This is a genomic window from Nocardia sp. NPDC056564, assembly GCF_042793755.1.
Classification (GTDB): domain Bacteria; phylum Actinomycetota; class Actinomycetes; order Mycobacteriales; family Mycobacteriaceae; genus Nocardia.
Map to the genome: position 1 here is coordinate 174,334 of NZ_JBHTUR010000019.1, position 15,348 is coordinate 189,681.

A 15,348-nucleotide genomic window follows, 5' to 3' on the forward strand; every position below is an offset into this window, starting at 1 on the left:
GGCTACATAGGCAAGCCTTGCCTAATCTCATCGCATCGTAACCCAAGAAGTGGGGCTGGAGACAGAGTGTGGTTTGGCTAACCTATTTTCGATGATCCGTCATCGGCGTACCGCCGGTTACCGGGTCGGCGTCGGCGAATTCGGCCAGCGCCGCGGCCCAGCGGTCGACCCGGAGGTCGGTATCCGTCTCGCCCAGAACCGCGGAGTTGACGTCGAATTGGGCGACCAGCGACGGGCCACCGTCCCGGGGCACGATCGCCGTGGTCACGTCGACGGTGAACCGCACCGGGAGATCGGGATGACCCGCGACACCGAACTCGGCGGTGAATTCCGCCAGCGGCGCCGGCGACCACGCGCCGGTTTCGAAGCTCAACACGTCGAATCGGCCGAGATGATTGAGCCGGACCTGACCGCGCGCGGCGTGCGTGCGCTCGCCGAGCGGCGGCGGGCCCGCACCCGGCGTCCAGTCGTCGAGCTCCGCGAGCGGAACCAGCACGGTCTCCTCCACGGTGAACCAGCCGACCTGACGGGTGTCGTCGTCGGCGGGCCGGCCGTGCGATTCCCTGGTCAGCGCGATCCGGCCCGTGGTGTCGGCGCTGTCGGCGAACGTGCGCGCGGCGGCGAGAATCAGCATGTCCTCCACCGAGATTCCGTTCTCCGCGCACCGGGCGAGCAGCCGCTCGGTGTGTTCGGGACCGAGCTCGAGCACGCGCTGGCTCACCTTCGCCGCACGGTCGGTGGCGGGGTCGGTGAGCCTGCCGCCGAGCGGAGCGCCGAGGATCGGGGACCGCCTGGTCGGCGCGGGGGGCCCGGCCGGTTGCCGGGCGGCCTCGTTCAACGGGAGCAGGCCCTGCTCGAGCCTGCGCAGGTCGTCGACGAGGATCAGCCAGGACACGACGTCGACGGCGAGATGATGGATCGACAGCAGCAGGCGGCGCCGGCCGGACCCGCCGTCGAGCAGCGTCGCGGCGATCATCTGCCCGGACACCGGATTCAGCCGGTCGACGGTGTCGGCCAGCCGGGCGGCGGCGGGGGCCGACGAGTCGGCGACCACGGTCAAACACGCCGCGGCGTCCGCGGATTCCGCGACGACCAGCACCGCTGTGCCGTGTGCCGCGAGGTCGAGCCGGGAACGCAGCGCCGGGTGCGCGGCCGCCAGGGCATCGAGGCGCTCGGCGATCCGCTCGGCCGACGCGTCGTCGGGGAGCGTGATCACCTGGCTCTGCGCCAGATAGCGATAGTCGCCATTGGCGATGATCTCGTGCGCGAGCGGGGTCAGCGCGAGAACGGTGCCCGCGGGTGTGTGCGCCGCCTCGACCGTGACTGCCCCGTCCGAGGCATCGAGCATGCCCGCGAGCTCACGCAGATCCGCGGCGGCGACAACATCTTTCGCGGTCACCCGGAAGCCGGCGCCGCGCAGCCGGGACACCAGATCGATGACGCCGATGCTGTCGATGCCCAGATCGACCAGGCTGTCCAGCACACCCACCGCCGGGTGCCGCTCGCCCATCGCGGCGATCAGCCCGAGCAGGGTCCGCTCGGTCTCCGTGGCGGGCTCGGCCGCGACGGCGTCGGTGATCGGCGCGCGCAACAGCGCGGTCGCGGCGTGCACATCGAGCTTGTCGTTGCGGTTCAACGGGATCTGGTCGACGGGCACGATCCTGGTCGGCACCAGGAACCGCGGCAGCCGCAGCGCCAGCGCCGCGCGGATCTCGGCGACCGAGCGTTCGGCGACGACCAAGGCGCCGAGCCTGGTTCGGCCGTGCTCCACGAAAGCCAGTGCGGCCGCCTGCGTTACGCCGTCCAGCTCACGCAGCACGACCGTAGCCTCGTCGGGTTCGACGCGATAGCCGTTGATCTTGACCTGACTGTCGATGCGGCCCTCGTAGACCACCGTGCCCGCGGCGGTCCGGCGGACCAGATCGCCGGTGCGATAACGCCTTTCCCCGGCGCCCGCGACGAACGCGGCCGCTGTCGTGCCCGGCCTGCCGAGGTAGCCGAGCGCGAGTTGTGCGCCGGACAGGTACAACTCGCCGTGGCCGCCCGGCGGCACCGGGCGCAGCCGGTGATCGAGCACCTCGGCGGCCAGCCCGTCGAAGGTGCGCCCGATGGTGGGGGCCGGGTGCTCGTGCACGTCGGCCATCAGCGCTTCGACCGTGGTCTCGGTCGGTCCGTAGAAGTTGATGACGCGGGTGGTCGGCAGGCGCCGCAGCCGGGTCCAGGTGTCCTGGCTGATCGCCTCGCCGCCGAGCGCGAGCACCAGCAGTGGGCAGTACTCCCCTGCGGGCTCGGCGGATTCGACGAACAGCCCGGCGGCGATCAACCGGCTCAGCATCGACGGCGAGGTGTCGAAGATATCGATCCGCTGCCGCTCGATCGCCGCCACGATCCGTTCGGCGTCGGTGCGCTCCCGGTCCCCGAGCAGCACGACCGCGTGCCCGCTGAGCAGGGCGACCGTCGGCTGCCAGGCGGCGTCGAAGCCGGTCGACCAGCCGTGGCCGATCCGCAGTTGCCGCCCGGTCTGCGCGGCGAGCGGAGCGAAGATCCGGCGCTCGTGGTTCGACCAGTGGTTCAGCAACGCGCCGTGCGGCACCACGACGCCCTTCGGCCGGCCGGTGGTGCCGGAGGTGAACACGACATAGCAGGGCGTGTTCCGATCCGGTTGCGGGACAGGGATGTTCGTGTCCGACGCACCCCGGTCTCCGCGCACGCACAGCCCGCCGTCGTGGTCCGGTATCGCGTGGGTGACCTCGCGGCCTTGCTCGCGCACCAGCATCAGGGTCTCGGCCAGCGACTCGTCGCCGAGGACCACGCCCACCTCGGCCACCTCGAACATGTAGGCCAGTCGATCGGCGGGCGTGGCCGGATCCACGTGCACGCACAGCGCACCGGCCAGGCCGATCGCGAACGGCGCGTGCAGGACTCGGCGATCACGGGGCAGCACGACCGCCACCGCGTCGCCGGGCCGAACCCCGGCGGTGCGCAGGTTCGCGGCCAATCTCGTTACGGCCGAACCGAACTCGGCGAAGGACTGCTCTCCCGCCGGATCGATCACCGCAACCCGATCGGCGGCCCGCTCGGCCGCGGCGAGCACCGCCTCGGGCACCGAGGCGTAGGCCGTCGGCGGCCGGGCCTCGACGGTCAGCGCGGCGGGCTCGTCCGCGAGCAGCAGATCGATGTCACAGCCGCGCTCCGCCTCGATCATCCGGCGCATGGCCTCGAGTACCCTGCGCGCCAGCCGATCCGGATCGAATCGGTCGGCCAGATCCGGCCGGATCTCCACCCTGGCGATGAGCCGCTCGTGCTCCACCACCGGTACCACCGCGATCGGATAGTGACTCGGCGAGTCGATCCGGCGGGGTGTCATGGTGGCCCCGCCGGCCAGCGGCATCGACGCGGTGATCTCGCCGAGCGGAGTGTTCTCGAAGACCAGCAGGGTGTCGAAGAGTTGCCCGGCGTCCGCGTACTTGGTGATCTCGGCGATGCCCACGTACTCGTGTGCCCGCAATCGCGCCACCGTGCGCTGCAACTCGGCGCCGATCGCCGCGGGCGAACGCTCGTCCATCCGCACCCGGACCGGGATGGTCGTGACCAGCGCGCCGACCAGTCGATCGGCGTGCGGCAGCGACGTGTCCCGCCCCGATGTGGTTTGCCCGAAGACCACGTCGTCACGGCCGGTCAACCCGGAAAGCACCCGCGCCCAGGCCATTTGGCAGACGGTGTTCATGGTGAGGCCGTGGGACCTGGCCCAGCTCGCGACGAGTTCGGTTTCCGCACGGTCGAATTCGGCCGTGCCGAGCACCGGCAGGTCGCCCGGCGCGGGCGGCGCGAGCATCGGCATGGGGGTCAGGCCGGCCAGCGCCTCGGTCCAGGCCGCGATCGAGGCGGCGGTGTCGCGGGTGGCCAACCAGGCCGCGTGCTCGCGCAGCGGGGGCGCCGGGGGCAGCGCCGATCCCGCACCGCCGTGCAGTGCGATCAGGTCGGCGAAGATCAGCGGGATGGACCAGCCGTCGACCACGATGTGATGTGCGGTGCAGATCAATTCGTAGGCGTGCTCGCCGACCCGCGCCGCCGTCACCCGGAACAGCGGGCCGTTGTCCAGGTCGATGCGCCGGCGACCCTCGTCCCGATAGAGCTGCCGGGCCGCGGCTTCCGGGTCGTCGGCGGACCGCAGATCGATCTCGCGCCAGCCGATCCGGCCGGCCGAGGTGATGACGAGAACCGGATGCGGCAGGCCGTCGGTCAGCACCGCCGCGCCCAGGTGCGGATAGCGTTGCAGCACTTCGTCGAACGCCGAGCGCAGGCCGGAGAGATCGGCCAGGTTGTCGATCCGGGCGGCGAACGTCACCAGGTAGGGGTCGACGTCGCCGGACATGGCGCTGACCGAGTAGAGCCCGCGCTGCAACGGCGACAGCGCGACGACGTCGAGGATCTCGGTGGTCACCGCGCGCCGAATCGCTGGCCGAGCGCGGCCAGGGCCGCCGGATCCAGGCCCGAGGCGCTCATCGGCGCCGCGGCGGCGGGGGCGTCGGCAGCGGGCGCGCCGTCGCCAAGCTGGGTGGCGAGTTCGTGGATCGCGGGGAAGGCGAAGACCGTCTGCACGTCGAGCCCGTACCCCTGTTCGGTGAGATCGGTGGCCAGGCGCAGCGCGGCGATCGAGTCGCCACCGAGGGAGAAGAAGGTGTCCGCGCGGCCGACCTCGTCGTCCTCGTCCAGCTCGAGCACCTTCCGGATCGCCGCCGCGACAACGCGTTCCGCGTCGGTCTGCGGCTCGCCGCCGAGACCGGGTCCGCCAAGCGGACCGGCTGCCGGGCCGGTCCGGGTGAACAACACCGTGCCGATGGGCTCGTCCGTGCCCGCCGCCCAGGCCGCGCACCGGCTTTCGAGGTGTGCGGCGAGTTCGTCCAGGGCACGTCGCCCGGACAGGGCGGGGAAGTCGAGGGTGACGGCCGCGCCGTCGGCGTCGAGCGCGATATCGACCACCAGGTCGACCCCGTGCGGGCGGGCGGTGCGCCGATTCGACTCGCGCACGGTGTATTCGGGCGTACGGATGACCATCGGTCCTCCGTCGCGCACGCCGACCAGCACCTGGAAGAGCGCTCCGGTCACCACCGCCGCGGTGCCCTTCAGCTGATGGGTGAGCCGCTCGATCCGGGTCCGCGCGTGCGCGCGGGCCTCGGCCGCACAAGTCTGGGCGGCGTCGATCAGTGCACGCGGTGGGCCGGTCCGCACCGAATCCAGCCGCAGGACCAGCTGATTGGCGGTGTTGCCGAGGATGGCGCCCGGCTCGGCCCGCGCCGGCTCGACCAGGCCCACCGGAACGTCGTCGCCTATTCCGGCCTCGCTCAGCACCCGGGCGATGAGCGCGGCGAAGGTGGCGCCCGCGTCGCGTCCGTCGAGCAGCGCGTCGAGGGTGCCGCGATCGAGGCGGAAGGCCCGGCGCGGCCCCGCCGCGCCGGGCTCGTCCGCGACGACCGGTGCCGCGCGTTCGGGGAGGTCGGCCAGCCGCGCCGTCCAGTAGGCCAGGGCCGGATCGTCGCCCGCGGTGGCGCCCAGCTCCGTCAGCTGGGCGGCGACCAGACTGCGGTACTGCGCCGCGGCGGGCTCGGCCTGGCCGTGCTCGTAGGCCGCGAACAGTGCGGTGACGAGCAGATCGAGAGCGCGGTCGTCGGCCGCGACCGGATGCACCGTGATCGAGACGACGGCGCGGTCGGGCAGGGCGTAACGCCGGATCCGGATCGGGAGGTCACGCACCAGATCGAAGCGGTGCGCCGCGTCCGAACGCAGCGCGGGTTCCAGTGCGGCAGCGTCGATCCGGGCGGTCTCGACCACGCTGTCCGGCACCGGCACGACCCGCTGATACGGGACGCGGCGATCGTCGGGGAAGACGGTCCGCAGGATCTCGTGCTCGGTCAGCACCGCGGCGGCCGCCTGCTCGAACGCCTCCTCGTCGAGTTCGCCGGAGATCTCCAGCGCGACGAACAGATTCGCGGCTGCCGTGCGCCGCAGTCGTTCCGGGAGCAGCACGGCCTGCTGCGCGAGGGACAGCGGCGTGCCGCGATCCTCGGCGGTGGTGGCCCTCGGCGCGTTGCGCACCAGCGAATCCGACATTTCGATCCTTCCGAGCACCGCGGCAACCACCGGAGAACCGCCGCGGCCACTGTGTACCGATCAAACAGGCGGGGGTGGATAGCGCGTAGCTACCCACCCCCAAGTAAAGTTAGCCTATCCTAAAGCAGATAGGTCCAACGGACCAGTAGTGCCTACTTGCTCACAGCGGACAAGGTCGGATCGAGCTTCTCCAGGACGTACGGCACCGACAGCGGCGTCGGGATATTGATGGCGCTGATCGTCGTCACGTCGACGAAGGCGATGCCGTTGTTCCGCACCGACGGCAACTCGTCGTAGCCGGGCAGTCGCTTGAACTTCTCCGTGAAGGCCGGCAGCGCGCCGCAGATCAGCATGTCGGAGGTCAAGTCGCCCAACCGTTCCGGGGACAGCGCCAGCCGGCCACCGCTCGGCGCCTCCTTCGCGATCTGCTCCGGAATGGCCATGCCGAGCCGGTTGAACAGCGCGGCCGAGCCGTCCTTCGGATCGGCCAGCACCATCAATTGCGCCGGACCGGTCAGCATGCAGGTGAGGAAGGTCTTGCCGCGCAGGCCCGGATAGCGGTGCGCCACCTCATCGATGCGCCCGTTGACGTTCGCGACCACCTTGTCCGCGTCCGACTCTTTGTGCAGCACCTTGCCGAGCGTCGCGAGCTGATCCGACCACTGGTCGATCTGCGCGTTCGGGGTCACCGGGCCGATCGTCGGCGCCAGCTTGGACAGCTTGTCGTACATGGCCTTATCCACCATGAAACCGGGCACCAGGATCAGGTCGGGCTCCAGCGCGGCGATCTGCTCCACCACATCGGCACCCATCTTCAGCACCTTGGCCTCGCTCAACGAGTCCGGCACCCATGGCACCTGCGACTTCGCGCCCTGCGAGACGTTGTCGGCGTAACCGACCGGCGTCACGCCCAGGGCGAGCGTGGCATCGAGCCACTGATTACCCAGCGTGACAATGCGTTTCGGGGTGCCGCTCACCGCGGTCCGACCCATCGAGTGGGTGATGGTGACCTCCCCGGACCCGCCGCCCTGGTCATCGGATCCACAGGCGGCGGTGGTGAGCAGCACACCCGCCGCCAGCACCGCGACGGCCCGGCCGACCAGGCCACGACCCCGTCCCGCCGTTCTTCGGCCCAGCATCATTGCCTCACTCCTCATATCGCGAATCACACCTGGTCGAGCCGAAGACCAGCCAGCCGTCGTCGGTCCAGGACGCACGGTCACCGGTGCGCACCAACCACCCCGGGGCGAACGGATCGGCCAGGAACGGTCCCCCGGCCGCGTCGCCCGCGCGGTCCAGTGCCGCGCCGCCGACGAAAACCTCACCGAGCACGCCGGGCCGGACCGGCCCGCCGCGTTCGTCGAGCACCAGCACTCTGGCGCCGGGAATCGGGCGCACCCGCCCGGTGCCGTCCAGCGGTCCACGCGCGACCGCGCCGACGTACTCCGGCACCGCGTAGGCGAGGGTGCCCGCCGAGCCTGGCGCGGCGGCCGCGAGCAAGGCGGGAAGTGTTGACGCAGTATCGATTCCGGCGAGGTCCCAGCGACAGACCGGCATCGACGCCGGCTCGGCCGTCTGGGCGAGCGCGGCGGCGGTACCGGGATCGGTGACCACGTGGGTCACCGCGAATTCGGTGATCAGCGCGGCCAATTCGGCGGGATCGGTCCGTTGCGCCTCGGTCGCGACGATGAGCAGCGCGCCGTCGGCCAGCGCGGCGAACAGTTCGACCGCCGCGCGCGCGTCGATGCGCCGCACCGCGAGCAGGCGGACGTCGCGCGCGTTGTAGGCCGGATCGGTGCGCCCGCACCGGCGATCCGCGGCCACCGCCCTGCGGTCCGCGACGGCCACCGCCAGCGCATCGGCGGCGGGCAGGGCGAAATCGCACGTGCCGTCGGCGGATTCGCCGGCCGGACCGACCAGGGTCAGGACCAGCCGGATCAACCGGTCGCCCAGATCGGTGGCCGGTATGACCTCGTCCGGCCGTCCGGCGGCCAGCCGGTCGAACAGCTCGCCATAGGTCAGGGCCTTTGCCCCGCAACGGATCGCGGGGCGCGCACCGGGGAACCCGTGCCCGCGGCGGATGACCTCGGCCAGGTCGGCCACGTCGGCGAGCTCGACGCCGGTGGACCACTCGCCGAGCACGCGCTCGCGTTCGGCGGTGGTCAATTCCGCGGGCGCCACCACGGGACTCGCCTCGATGAGCGCGGCGAGACCGGCCACCGTCGGGTGGTCGAAGATCACGCGCACGTCGATCTCCACCCCGAACTCGGCGCGCAGCCACGGCACCAAGCGGTTGGCCAGCAGCGAGTGCCCGCCGAGGTCGAAGAACGAGTCGTCCGCGCCGACCCGGTCGACACCGAGGATCTCCTGATACAGCGCGACGAGCCGAATCTCGGTGGCGGTGCCCGGTTCTCGATAGCCGCGAGCGGCCCGGACCGGCTCGGGTAGCGCGGTGCGGTCGAGCTTGCCGTGCTTGGTCAGCGGGATCTCGTCGATCAGCATGAACGCCGACGGCACCATGTACTCGGGCAGGCTCGCGGCGACCCGGGTCCGCACCTGCTCGAGGTCGAGCTCGCCCGCGGCGGGAACCACGTAGGCCGCGAGCATCATGCCGATCGATCGGTCCGCCACCGCGACCACCGCGCAGTGCCCGACGCCGGGATGCGCCGCGATGGTGGCCTCCACCTCGCCGAGCTCGATGCGGTAGCCGCGCACCTTCACCTGCGCGTCGGCGCGGCCGACGAATTCGAGCACCCCGTCCGCGGTGCGCCGCGCCAGATCCCCGGTGCGGTACAGCCGTTCACCGGACAGGAACGGATCGGCGACGAAGCGCTCCGCGGAGAGCCCGGACCGGCGCAGGTAGCCGCGGGCCAATTGCGCACCGCCGAGATAGATTTCGCCGACCACCCCGTGCGGGACCAGATGCAGCCGGTCGTCGAGCAGGTAGCAGTACACGTTGCGGTTGGGCACGCCGATCGGCACGATCCGGGTGCCCTGCGGGCCGTCGACGGGCATGTGGGTCGCCGACACCACCGCCTCGGTCGGCCCGTAGTGGTTGCGCAACTCGGCGTCGAAGACGCCGGAGAACCGGTCGGCCACCTCGCCGAGCAAGGCCTCGCCGCCGACCGGAACATGCCGCAGCGCACGCCATTCGCTCACTTCGGGCAGCAACAGGAACGTGCTCAACGCCGACGGGACCATGTGCAGCACGGTGATTCCGCAGCGGGTGATCAGATCGGCGACGTACGGGATGTCGCGGAACGCCGCGCGCTTCGGAATCACCAGGCGCGCACCGACGGTCAGGGTGACGAAGATGTCGAGCAGGGAGGCGTCGAAGCTGACCGGCGAGGATTGCAGCAGCCGATCGTCGGCGGTCATCCCCCATTCCGCGCGGAAGCCCTCGAGATGTTCGGCGATCGCGGCATGCGAAACCGCCACGCCCTTGGGCTTTCCGGTCGAACCCGAGGTGTAGATGAGGTAGGCGAGATTGCCGGGGCGCAGCGGGCGCACCCGGTCCGCGTCGGTCGGATCATGGTCGGGCAGCCCGGCCGCGGACTGCTCCGCGGCGGCGAACTCGACCATGCCGAACACCATGCGCGGAGCCGCGTCTCGATAGAACTCCTCGATGCGCTCGTCCGGATCATCCGGATCGATCGGCAGGTAGGCGCCGCCTGCCTTGAGCACCGCGAGCACGGCGACCACGAATTCGACCGAGTTGCCGAGTCGCAGCGCGACCGCGTCCTCGGTGCCGACGCCCTGCCCGATCAGCCAGTGCGCCAGCCGATTCGCGCGTCGGTCGAGCCGGTCGTAGGTCATCGACACGTCCGCGGCGGGGTCGGTGCTCGGCGCCACCACCGCGAGCGCATCGGGTGTGGCCGACACGGTCCGCTCGAACAGCGCGACCAGCGTGGTCGCCGGGGCGTGCACCAGCGTGCCGTGCGACTGCGCCAGCAGTCGCGAACGGCCCTGCGGCCCATACATATCGAGATCGCCGACCCGCGCGTCCGGCGCGGACAGCGCGCTGTCGAGCAGCTGGACGTAGTGCGTGAGCAGTTGCTCGGCGAGCCCGTGCTCGACCTCGCCGGCCCAGTATTCGACCTCCGCGTGCGCGCCCTGCGCGTCGAAGACGGTGGTGACCCGCAACGGAACCTCGGGCGCCGAGCGGACCAGGTCGAGTCCGGTCGCGGCGACGCCGTCGAACTCGAAGCCGCGCGGCGCCTCGCGCACCCCGAAGCCGACCCGCACCAGCTGCTCCAGACCGTCCCTGCCGTTGCCCCGGTCCGGATTGATCTCGCGGATCACCCGGTCGATGCCGACCTCCTGATGCGCGAACGCCGCGGCACAGGTGTCGCGAACGCGCGCGGCGAAACTCGCGAAGGTGTCCTCGGGCCGGACCGCGGCCCGCAGGAGCACGGTGTTGCCGAAGTATCCGATCACCGCGACGGCCGACGCATCCCGGGTCGAGACCGGTACCGAGACAAGGAAATCCGTCGCCGCCGTGTAGCGGTGGATCAGCGCGTGGAAGGCGGCGAGCGCCACCGCGAACGGGGTCGAGTCGTATTCGCCGGCGAACGCGTACACCCGGGAAAGCAGCTCAGCGGGAACCGGAAGGACACAGCGCCCGGTCCGGCGGGTCTCGGTGTCCGCGGCGATCGGCCGGCCCGGCAGCTCGAGCGGCTCCGGCAGCGGACGCAGCGTGCCGCGCCAATAGTCGATCGCGGCCGCGCCGGGCTCGGCCGACCGGAGGTCATTGCCCAGCGCCTCGACCTCGACGAACTGGGTGGCGCGGCCGGCCGGCGCGGCGCCGTTGTACGCGGCGTTCAACTCCGCGCGCAGCACACTCCACGAATCGTCGTCCCAGCAGATCGTGTGCGCGACCAGGATGACGGCGAACTCGCCGGATCCGGTGCGCACCACCGTGATCCGTAGCGGCGCCTCGTCGGCCAGCGCGAACGGACGGCCGAACACGCGGCGCGCCAGCACTTCCAGCCGCCGGGCCCGGCTCGGTTCGGCCAACTCGGACAGATCGTGTTCCTGCCAGGACGGCGCCAGCTCCGGCCGGACGACCTGGAACGGCTCCCCGTCCGCGGCCAAACCATAGGTGGTGCGCAGAATGTCGTGCCGAGCGACCACCGCGCCGACCGCGGCGCGCAAGCGCGCGACGGACAACGGCCCGGTCAGGCGGTACGCCACGCAGATATTGAGCGTGGTGTCCGCCGGATCGCGGGTCTGCAGGAACCAGGCGCGCCGCTGCGCGGCCGACAACGGGAACCGCGCACCCTCGCTGTTGTCGTTCGATGCCGGATCGGATCGGCTGTCCCGCAGGCGATTCGGAGAGTTCGCAATGATCGACATGATTCCTTCAGCCCCCGGTTGAACGTCGCTTCCCGGTCCGCGCGCGTGACCGCGCATACCCCCGGCAACGGTCAGCCGAAGGACGCCTCCGGGACAGCGGTGAGATAGCCGCCGCGCGCGAAGAATTCGGCGCCGTCGTGTTCGACCCCGTCGGCCGTGCGGATCCGGGTCAGCACCAGGCCGCGGTTGCGTCCACGCACCGGGTCCGGCCCGCACACCACGACCCCGCCACCCTCCTGCACGACGACTCGGCCCGCGGTGCCGCCGTAGCAGGCCGCGGAGACCGAGGCGGCGAGCACCTCGATCCGTTCCCCGCGATAGCAGGTGAACGCCCGCGGGTACGGCTCGGAGAGGGCGCGCACGAAACGCTCCAGATCGACGGCGCCGCGCTGCCAATCGATCTGGCTGTCCCGGTCGGAGCGCTTGTGAAAGTAGGTGCGTTCGGCCTTGTTCTGCGGGCGCCAGACCGCGTTGCCGGACTCGAGCAGGCTCAGCGCCTCGTGCACCGCGCCCGGAATCAGGTCCATTCCGGCGAGCACCAGCTCGGTCCCGGTGGCGTCCGGCGGAATCGGCAGCGCGCGCTGCACCAGGATGTCCCCGGTGTCCAGCTGCTCGTCCATCCGGTGCACGGTCAGCCCGAACTCGGACTCACCGCTGATCAGCGCCCACAGCACCGGCGAGAATCCGGTGAACTTCGGCAGCAGCGAATCGTGCAGATTGAGCGTGCCGTACGGCGGCATCGCGTAGAGCTCGGCGGGCATCCAGGTGTACCAGCTGTTCACCACGATGACGTCCGGCTCGGCCCGCTTGACCAGATCGATCGTCGCGGCATCGGCTCGCTCGGTCAGATGCACCGGGATGCCGTGCTCGCGCGCGAGCTCCTCGACCGAGTCCGACCAGATCGCCTTGTACGACTGTTCGCTGGCCGGGTGCGTGACCGCGAGCACCACCTCGTGTTCCGAATCGAGCAGCGCCTGCAGGGTTTTGCGGCCCCAGGTCTGGAAGCCGAACGACACGATGCGCATGAACCGAACCCCATCCTCGAATATAAGTAAGGCTAGCCTAGCCTACCGATTTGCTCGCTGAATCGCGGGCTGGGGAATCGACCGGGGCGCGGACGGCACCGGGGCAAGCACACGATCGGAGAGTTCGCCGAGGCAACTGAGGTTCGGGAAGCCGGGGCCCTGCGCGAGGCCGGCGAGATTGGGCAGGTACAGCTTGGCGTCCAGCCCGGAGACCGCGAGATCATGACCGATCGACGCCTCGAGCCGCGCCTGGGTGATCGGCCCGCCGACGGCGAGCTCGACCAGGTCCGCCGCGTCGGCGTCGAACAGCTCGAGGAACCACAGCGGTTGCCCGCCGGTTGCGTCGACCACGAGATCGAAGGTGTGCACCTGATCGGGACGCAGTTCGTTGCGCAACGTGAGCGCGACCCCCTCGCCCTGCTCGGCCACGCGCACCACCCGACCCTGGAGATGATGAACCCGGCTGTCGCCCAACAGGTTCTCCTGCACGCGCACGGAGAAGACGCCCCGGTCGGTGCGCCGGACGACGTCGCGCCGCTCCCGAATGCTCAGCGCACGCCACTTGGCCGGATCGCTGTACAGGGAGTTCTCGAAGTAACTTTCGCCACGGGTGTAGATGGTCGCGGCGGGCGAGATCACCGACACCGTGAGCACGTCGTGGCGGACCAGTTCGTCCATCGCCGAGCCCGCGGTCTCACCGCCACCGATCACCGCGGCCCGCGACGAGGCAGGCAGCCGACGCCTGCCGACGAGGTCCCAGAAGTCCGCGATACTCAACACTTTCGGATGTTCGGCGAGCGCGCGGCGGGAGTGCCCCGGACCGGTGATCATCAACCGGTCGGCCTCGATCGCACTGATCGAGCCGTCCGCGCCGGTCACCGAGACCGACCAGCCCTCGGCCGCCGGGGAGATCTTGCCGACCGTGCCGAGCACCAGTTCGAGGTCGGTCTTGCGCGAAACCCACTGCAAGTACTTGGCCCACATGGTGTGGTGCGGACTCGGGCGGCCGCGGTCCACCCATTCGGCGTAGGTACCGCGTTCGACCAGGAACGACGTCCAGCTGAACGCCATCATGGCCTCGTTGATCGCGTGGTTGTGCCCGCGCGCCCAGGTCGAGCGATAGGGGAAACCGACATCCTTCTCCGGACTGGTGCCGAGCCGATGCTGACCGTCGGTCCAGCCGCCGCTGGGCAACCAATTGCCGCCCACCGCTTGCGATTCCACGACGACGACCTGCGGCGCCGGCAGGCCGAGCCCGCGCAGCACGTGCGCCTTCGCCGCGACCGCCATGGCCTTCGGACCAGCTCCGACCACGAGAAGTCTGCCCACCGGTTCTCCCATCTGTGATTCCAGCCACCGCGCAGCTATCGGATCGGGCCGCCAGCTGCGGCGACGCTCGGCGGCGTCCGGCACCCGCGACGCCGGGCGGTCGAGCCGCCCCATATATGCATAGGCTTACCTTATATTCATGGGCAGTGCCAGCCCTGTGGCGAAGAACCCAGGCCCGGCGCCACCACGCCCCAACGGAATGGAAATGCACATGATCAAGCGCAAAGCCCACGCGGCCACCGCAGCAATCGCCCTCTCCGCCGCCGCTCTCGGCGCCTTCGGCACGGTGGCCATCGCCGCTCCCGCGACCGCGGCACCCGCCATCGTGCGTACCGCCGCGCCGTCGGCCGGCGAGCTGAATGCCAAGCTCTCGCTGGTGCTGAACTCCGGGGCCGCACGTTCGGCCCGCGCGGCCGAACTCGAGGGCGGCGAAGCCGACCTCGCGGTCGTCGAACGGGTCGGCGGCGTCATGGGCGGCGTGCCCGGCCTGACCTGGACCGTGCAGAACGCGCGCGCCGCGGGCGACACGCTCGACGCCGACCTGATGGTCACCGTCCCCGGCTACGGCACCTTCCCACCCATCCAGATCGCCTGGCGGCAGATCGACGGCATCTGGAAGCTGACCAGCGAGTCGGTCGACACCATCGCGTACTACGCGGGCCAGCAGCGCTGATCGCCTGGGCCGCAACGACATCGGGCTCCGTGCGGCGCGCGGAGCCCGATCGCGTCCGGCGGGCGCGCGACTTTCTACTTTACTTAGGCTAGCCTTAGCCGCATGGGTAAAGGAGCCAATGGCCTCATCCTGAAGGCCTGGCGGGCGGACGACTACCGCTTCCGGGTCACCTCGACCGAGAGCATCACGGACAAGTACCAGCGCATCGGCTTCACCGCCGGTGGCCTGCTGGCGGCGCACCCCGTGCATCCCACGCAGTGGATCCGGCTCTGGGTCCCCGATACCGCGAGTGACAAGCTCCACCAGCGCGGCTACACGCTGGTGGATCAGGATCCCGAGAACGACCACTTCTACATCGAATTCGCCCTGCACGGCGGGCCGGCCAGCGCGTGGGCGCAGCGGGCCCTGGTCGGCGACGAGATCGAGGCCTGCGTGCTCGGCTCCGATTTCACGCTGCCCGAGACGACGCCGAGCGAATACCTGGTGTTCGGCGATACCGCCTCGCTGCCCGCGGTCAACTCGCTGCTCGACGCGATCGGCGACACCCCGGCGCGGGTCTGGCTGGAATGGCAGTACGAATCCGACACCACGCTGCCGGTGCGCAACAAGCCGCACCACGAGGTCAGCTGGGTGCAGCGCGTCGACAACGGCAGGCTGCTGCGCGAGCGGGCGCACGAGATCTCCTGCGCGAAGGACGCTTATGGCTGGGTGGCCTGCGACGGCCACACCACGCGATCCATCGTGAAGACCCTCAAGACCACCCATGACCTGCCGAAAACCGCGATCAAGTCGCGCGCCTACTGGAAGTGAGCCGCCGATCCGCCATTCGGCGGGGGTCGGTTCATCCCAGAGGAT

General features: G+C 70.7%; 8 protein-coding genes. 2 read left to right on the forward strand and 6 right to left on the reverse strand.

Features of this window, described 5'->3' with window-relative positions; translation table 11 throughout:
- Positions 1 to 82: 82 nt before the first annotated feature.
- From ACFQ9K_RS35280 to ACFQ9K_RS35305, 6 genes are all read right to left on the reverse strand, one after another.
- Positions 83 to 4,444 (reverse strand): AMP-binding protein, encoded by a 4,362-nt coding sequence (locus ACFQ9K_RS35280; RefSeq protein WP_378713390.1) that lies wholly within the window; start codon positions 4,442 to 4,444, stop codon positions 83 to 85.
- Entirely contained in the window at positions 4,441 to 6,111 is a 1,671-nt protein-coding gene (locus tag ACFQ9K_RS35285) for a condensation domain-containing protein (RefSeq protein ID WP_378713393.1), read from the reverse strand. The genes ACFQ9K_RS35280 and ACFQ9K_RS35285 overlap by 4 nt, the downstream gene beginning before the upstream one ends.
- Positions 6,112 to 6,263: 152 nt before the next feature.
- Positions 6,264 to 7,250, reverse strand: coding sequence for an ABC transporter substrate-binding protein (locus tag ACFQ9K_RS35290; protein WP_378984157.1), 987 nt, complete (start codon positions 7,248 to 7,250; stop codon positions 6,264 to 6,266).
- A 7-nt stretch (positions 7,251 to 7,257) separates the two neighbouring features.
- The gene (locus tag ACFQ9K_RS35295) at positions 7,258 to 11,466 is read right to left on the reverse strand and encodes an amino acid adenylation domain-containing protein (protein ID WP_378713397.1); all 4,209 of its coding nucleotides are present in this window, start codon (positions 11,464 to 11,466) and stop codon (positions 7,258 to 7,260) included.
- A gap of 71 nt (positions 11,467 to 11,537) precedes the next feature.
- A complete protein-coding gene (locus ACFQ9K_RS35300) occupies positions 11,538 to 12,491 on the reverse strand; it encodes a methionyl-tRNA formyltransferase (protein ID WP_378713398.1) in 954 nt (317 codons plus the stop codon).
- A 42-nt stretch (positions 12,492 to 12,533) separates the two neighbouring features.
- A complete protein-coding gene (locus ACFQ9K_RS35305; protein ID WP_378713400.1) occupies positions 12,534 to 13,832 on the reverse strand; it encodes a SidA/IucD/PvdA family monooxygenase in 1,299 nt (432 codons plus the stop codon).
- A 199-nt stretch (positions 13,833 to 14,031) separates the two neighbouring features.
- On the opposite strand from ACFQ9K_RS35305, the gene ACFQ9K_RS35310 reads away from it, so the two are divergent.
- Together ACFQ9K_RS35310 and ACFQ9K_RS35315 are read left to right on the forward strand one after the other, a co-directional pair.
- A complete protein-coding gene (locus ACFQ9K_RS35310; protein WP_378713402.1) occupies positions 14,032 to 14,493 on the forward strand; it encodes a hypothetical protein in 462 nt (153 codons plus the stop codon).
- Positions 14,494 to 14,595: 102 nt separating this feature from the next.
- Entirely contained in the window at positions 14,596 to 15,303 is a 708-nt protein-coding gene (locus ACFQ9K_RS35315; RefSeq protein ID WP_378713404.1) for a siderophore-interacting protein, read from the forward strand.
- Positions 15,304 to 15,348: the final 45 nt, after the last annotated feature.

Bases quoted from the DNA above. Each gene is read 5' to 3' on its own strand.
- ACFQ9K_RS35285 (WP_378713393.1), bottom strand. From the start codon at position 6,111: ATGTCGGATTCGCTGGTGCGCAACGCGCCGAGGGCCACCACCGCCGAG.
- ACFQ9K_RS35290 (WP_378984157.1), bottom strand. From the start codon at position 7,250: ATGCTGGGCCGAAGAACGGCGGGACGGGGTCGTGGCCTGGTCGGCCGG.
- ACFQ9K_RS35295 (WP_378713397.1), bottom strand. From the start codon at position 11,466: ATGTCGATCATTGCGAACTCTCCGAATCGCCTGCGGGACAGCCGATCC.
- ACFQ9K_RS35300 (WP_378713398.1), bottom strand. From the start codon at position 12,491: ATGCGCATCGTGTCGTTCGGCTTCCAGACCTGGGGCCGCAAAACCCTG.
- ACFQ9K_RS35305 (WP_378713400.1), bottom strand. From the start codon at position 13,832: ATGGGAGAACCGGTGGGCAGACTTCTCGTGGTCGGAGCTGGTCCGAAG.
- ACFQ9K_RS35310 (WP_378713402.1), top strand. From the start codon at position 14,032: ATGATCAAGCGCAAAGCCCACGCGGCCACCGCAGCAATCGCCCTCTCC.
- ACFQ9K_RS35315 (WP_378713404.1), top strand. From the start codon at position 14,596: ATGGGTAAAGGAGCCAATGGCCTCATCCTGAAGGCCTGGCGGGCGGAC.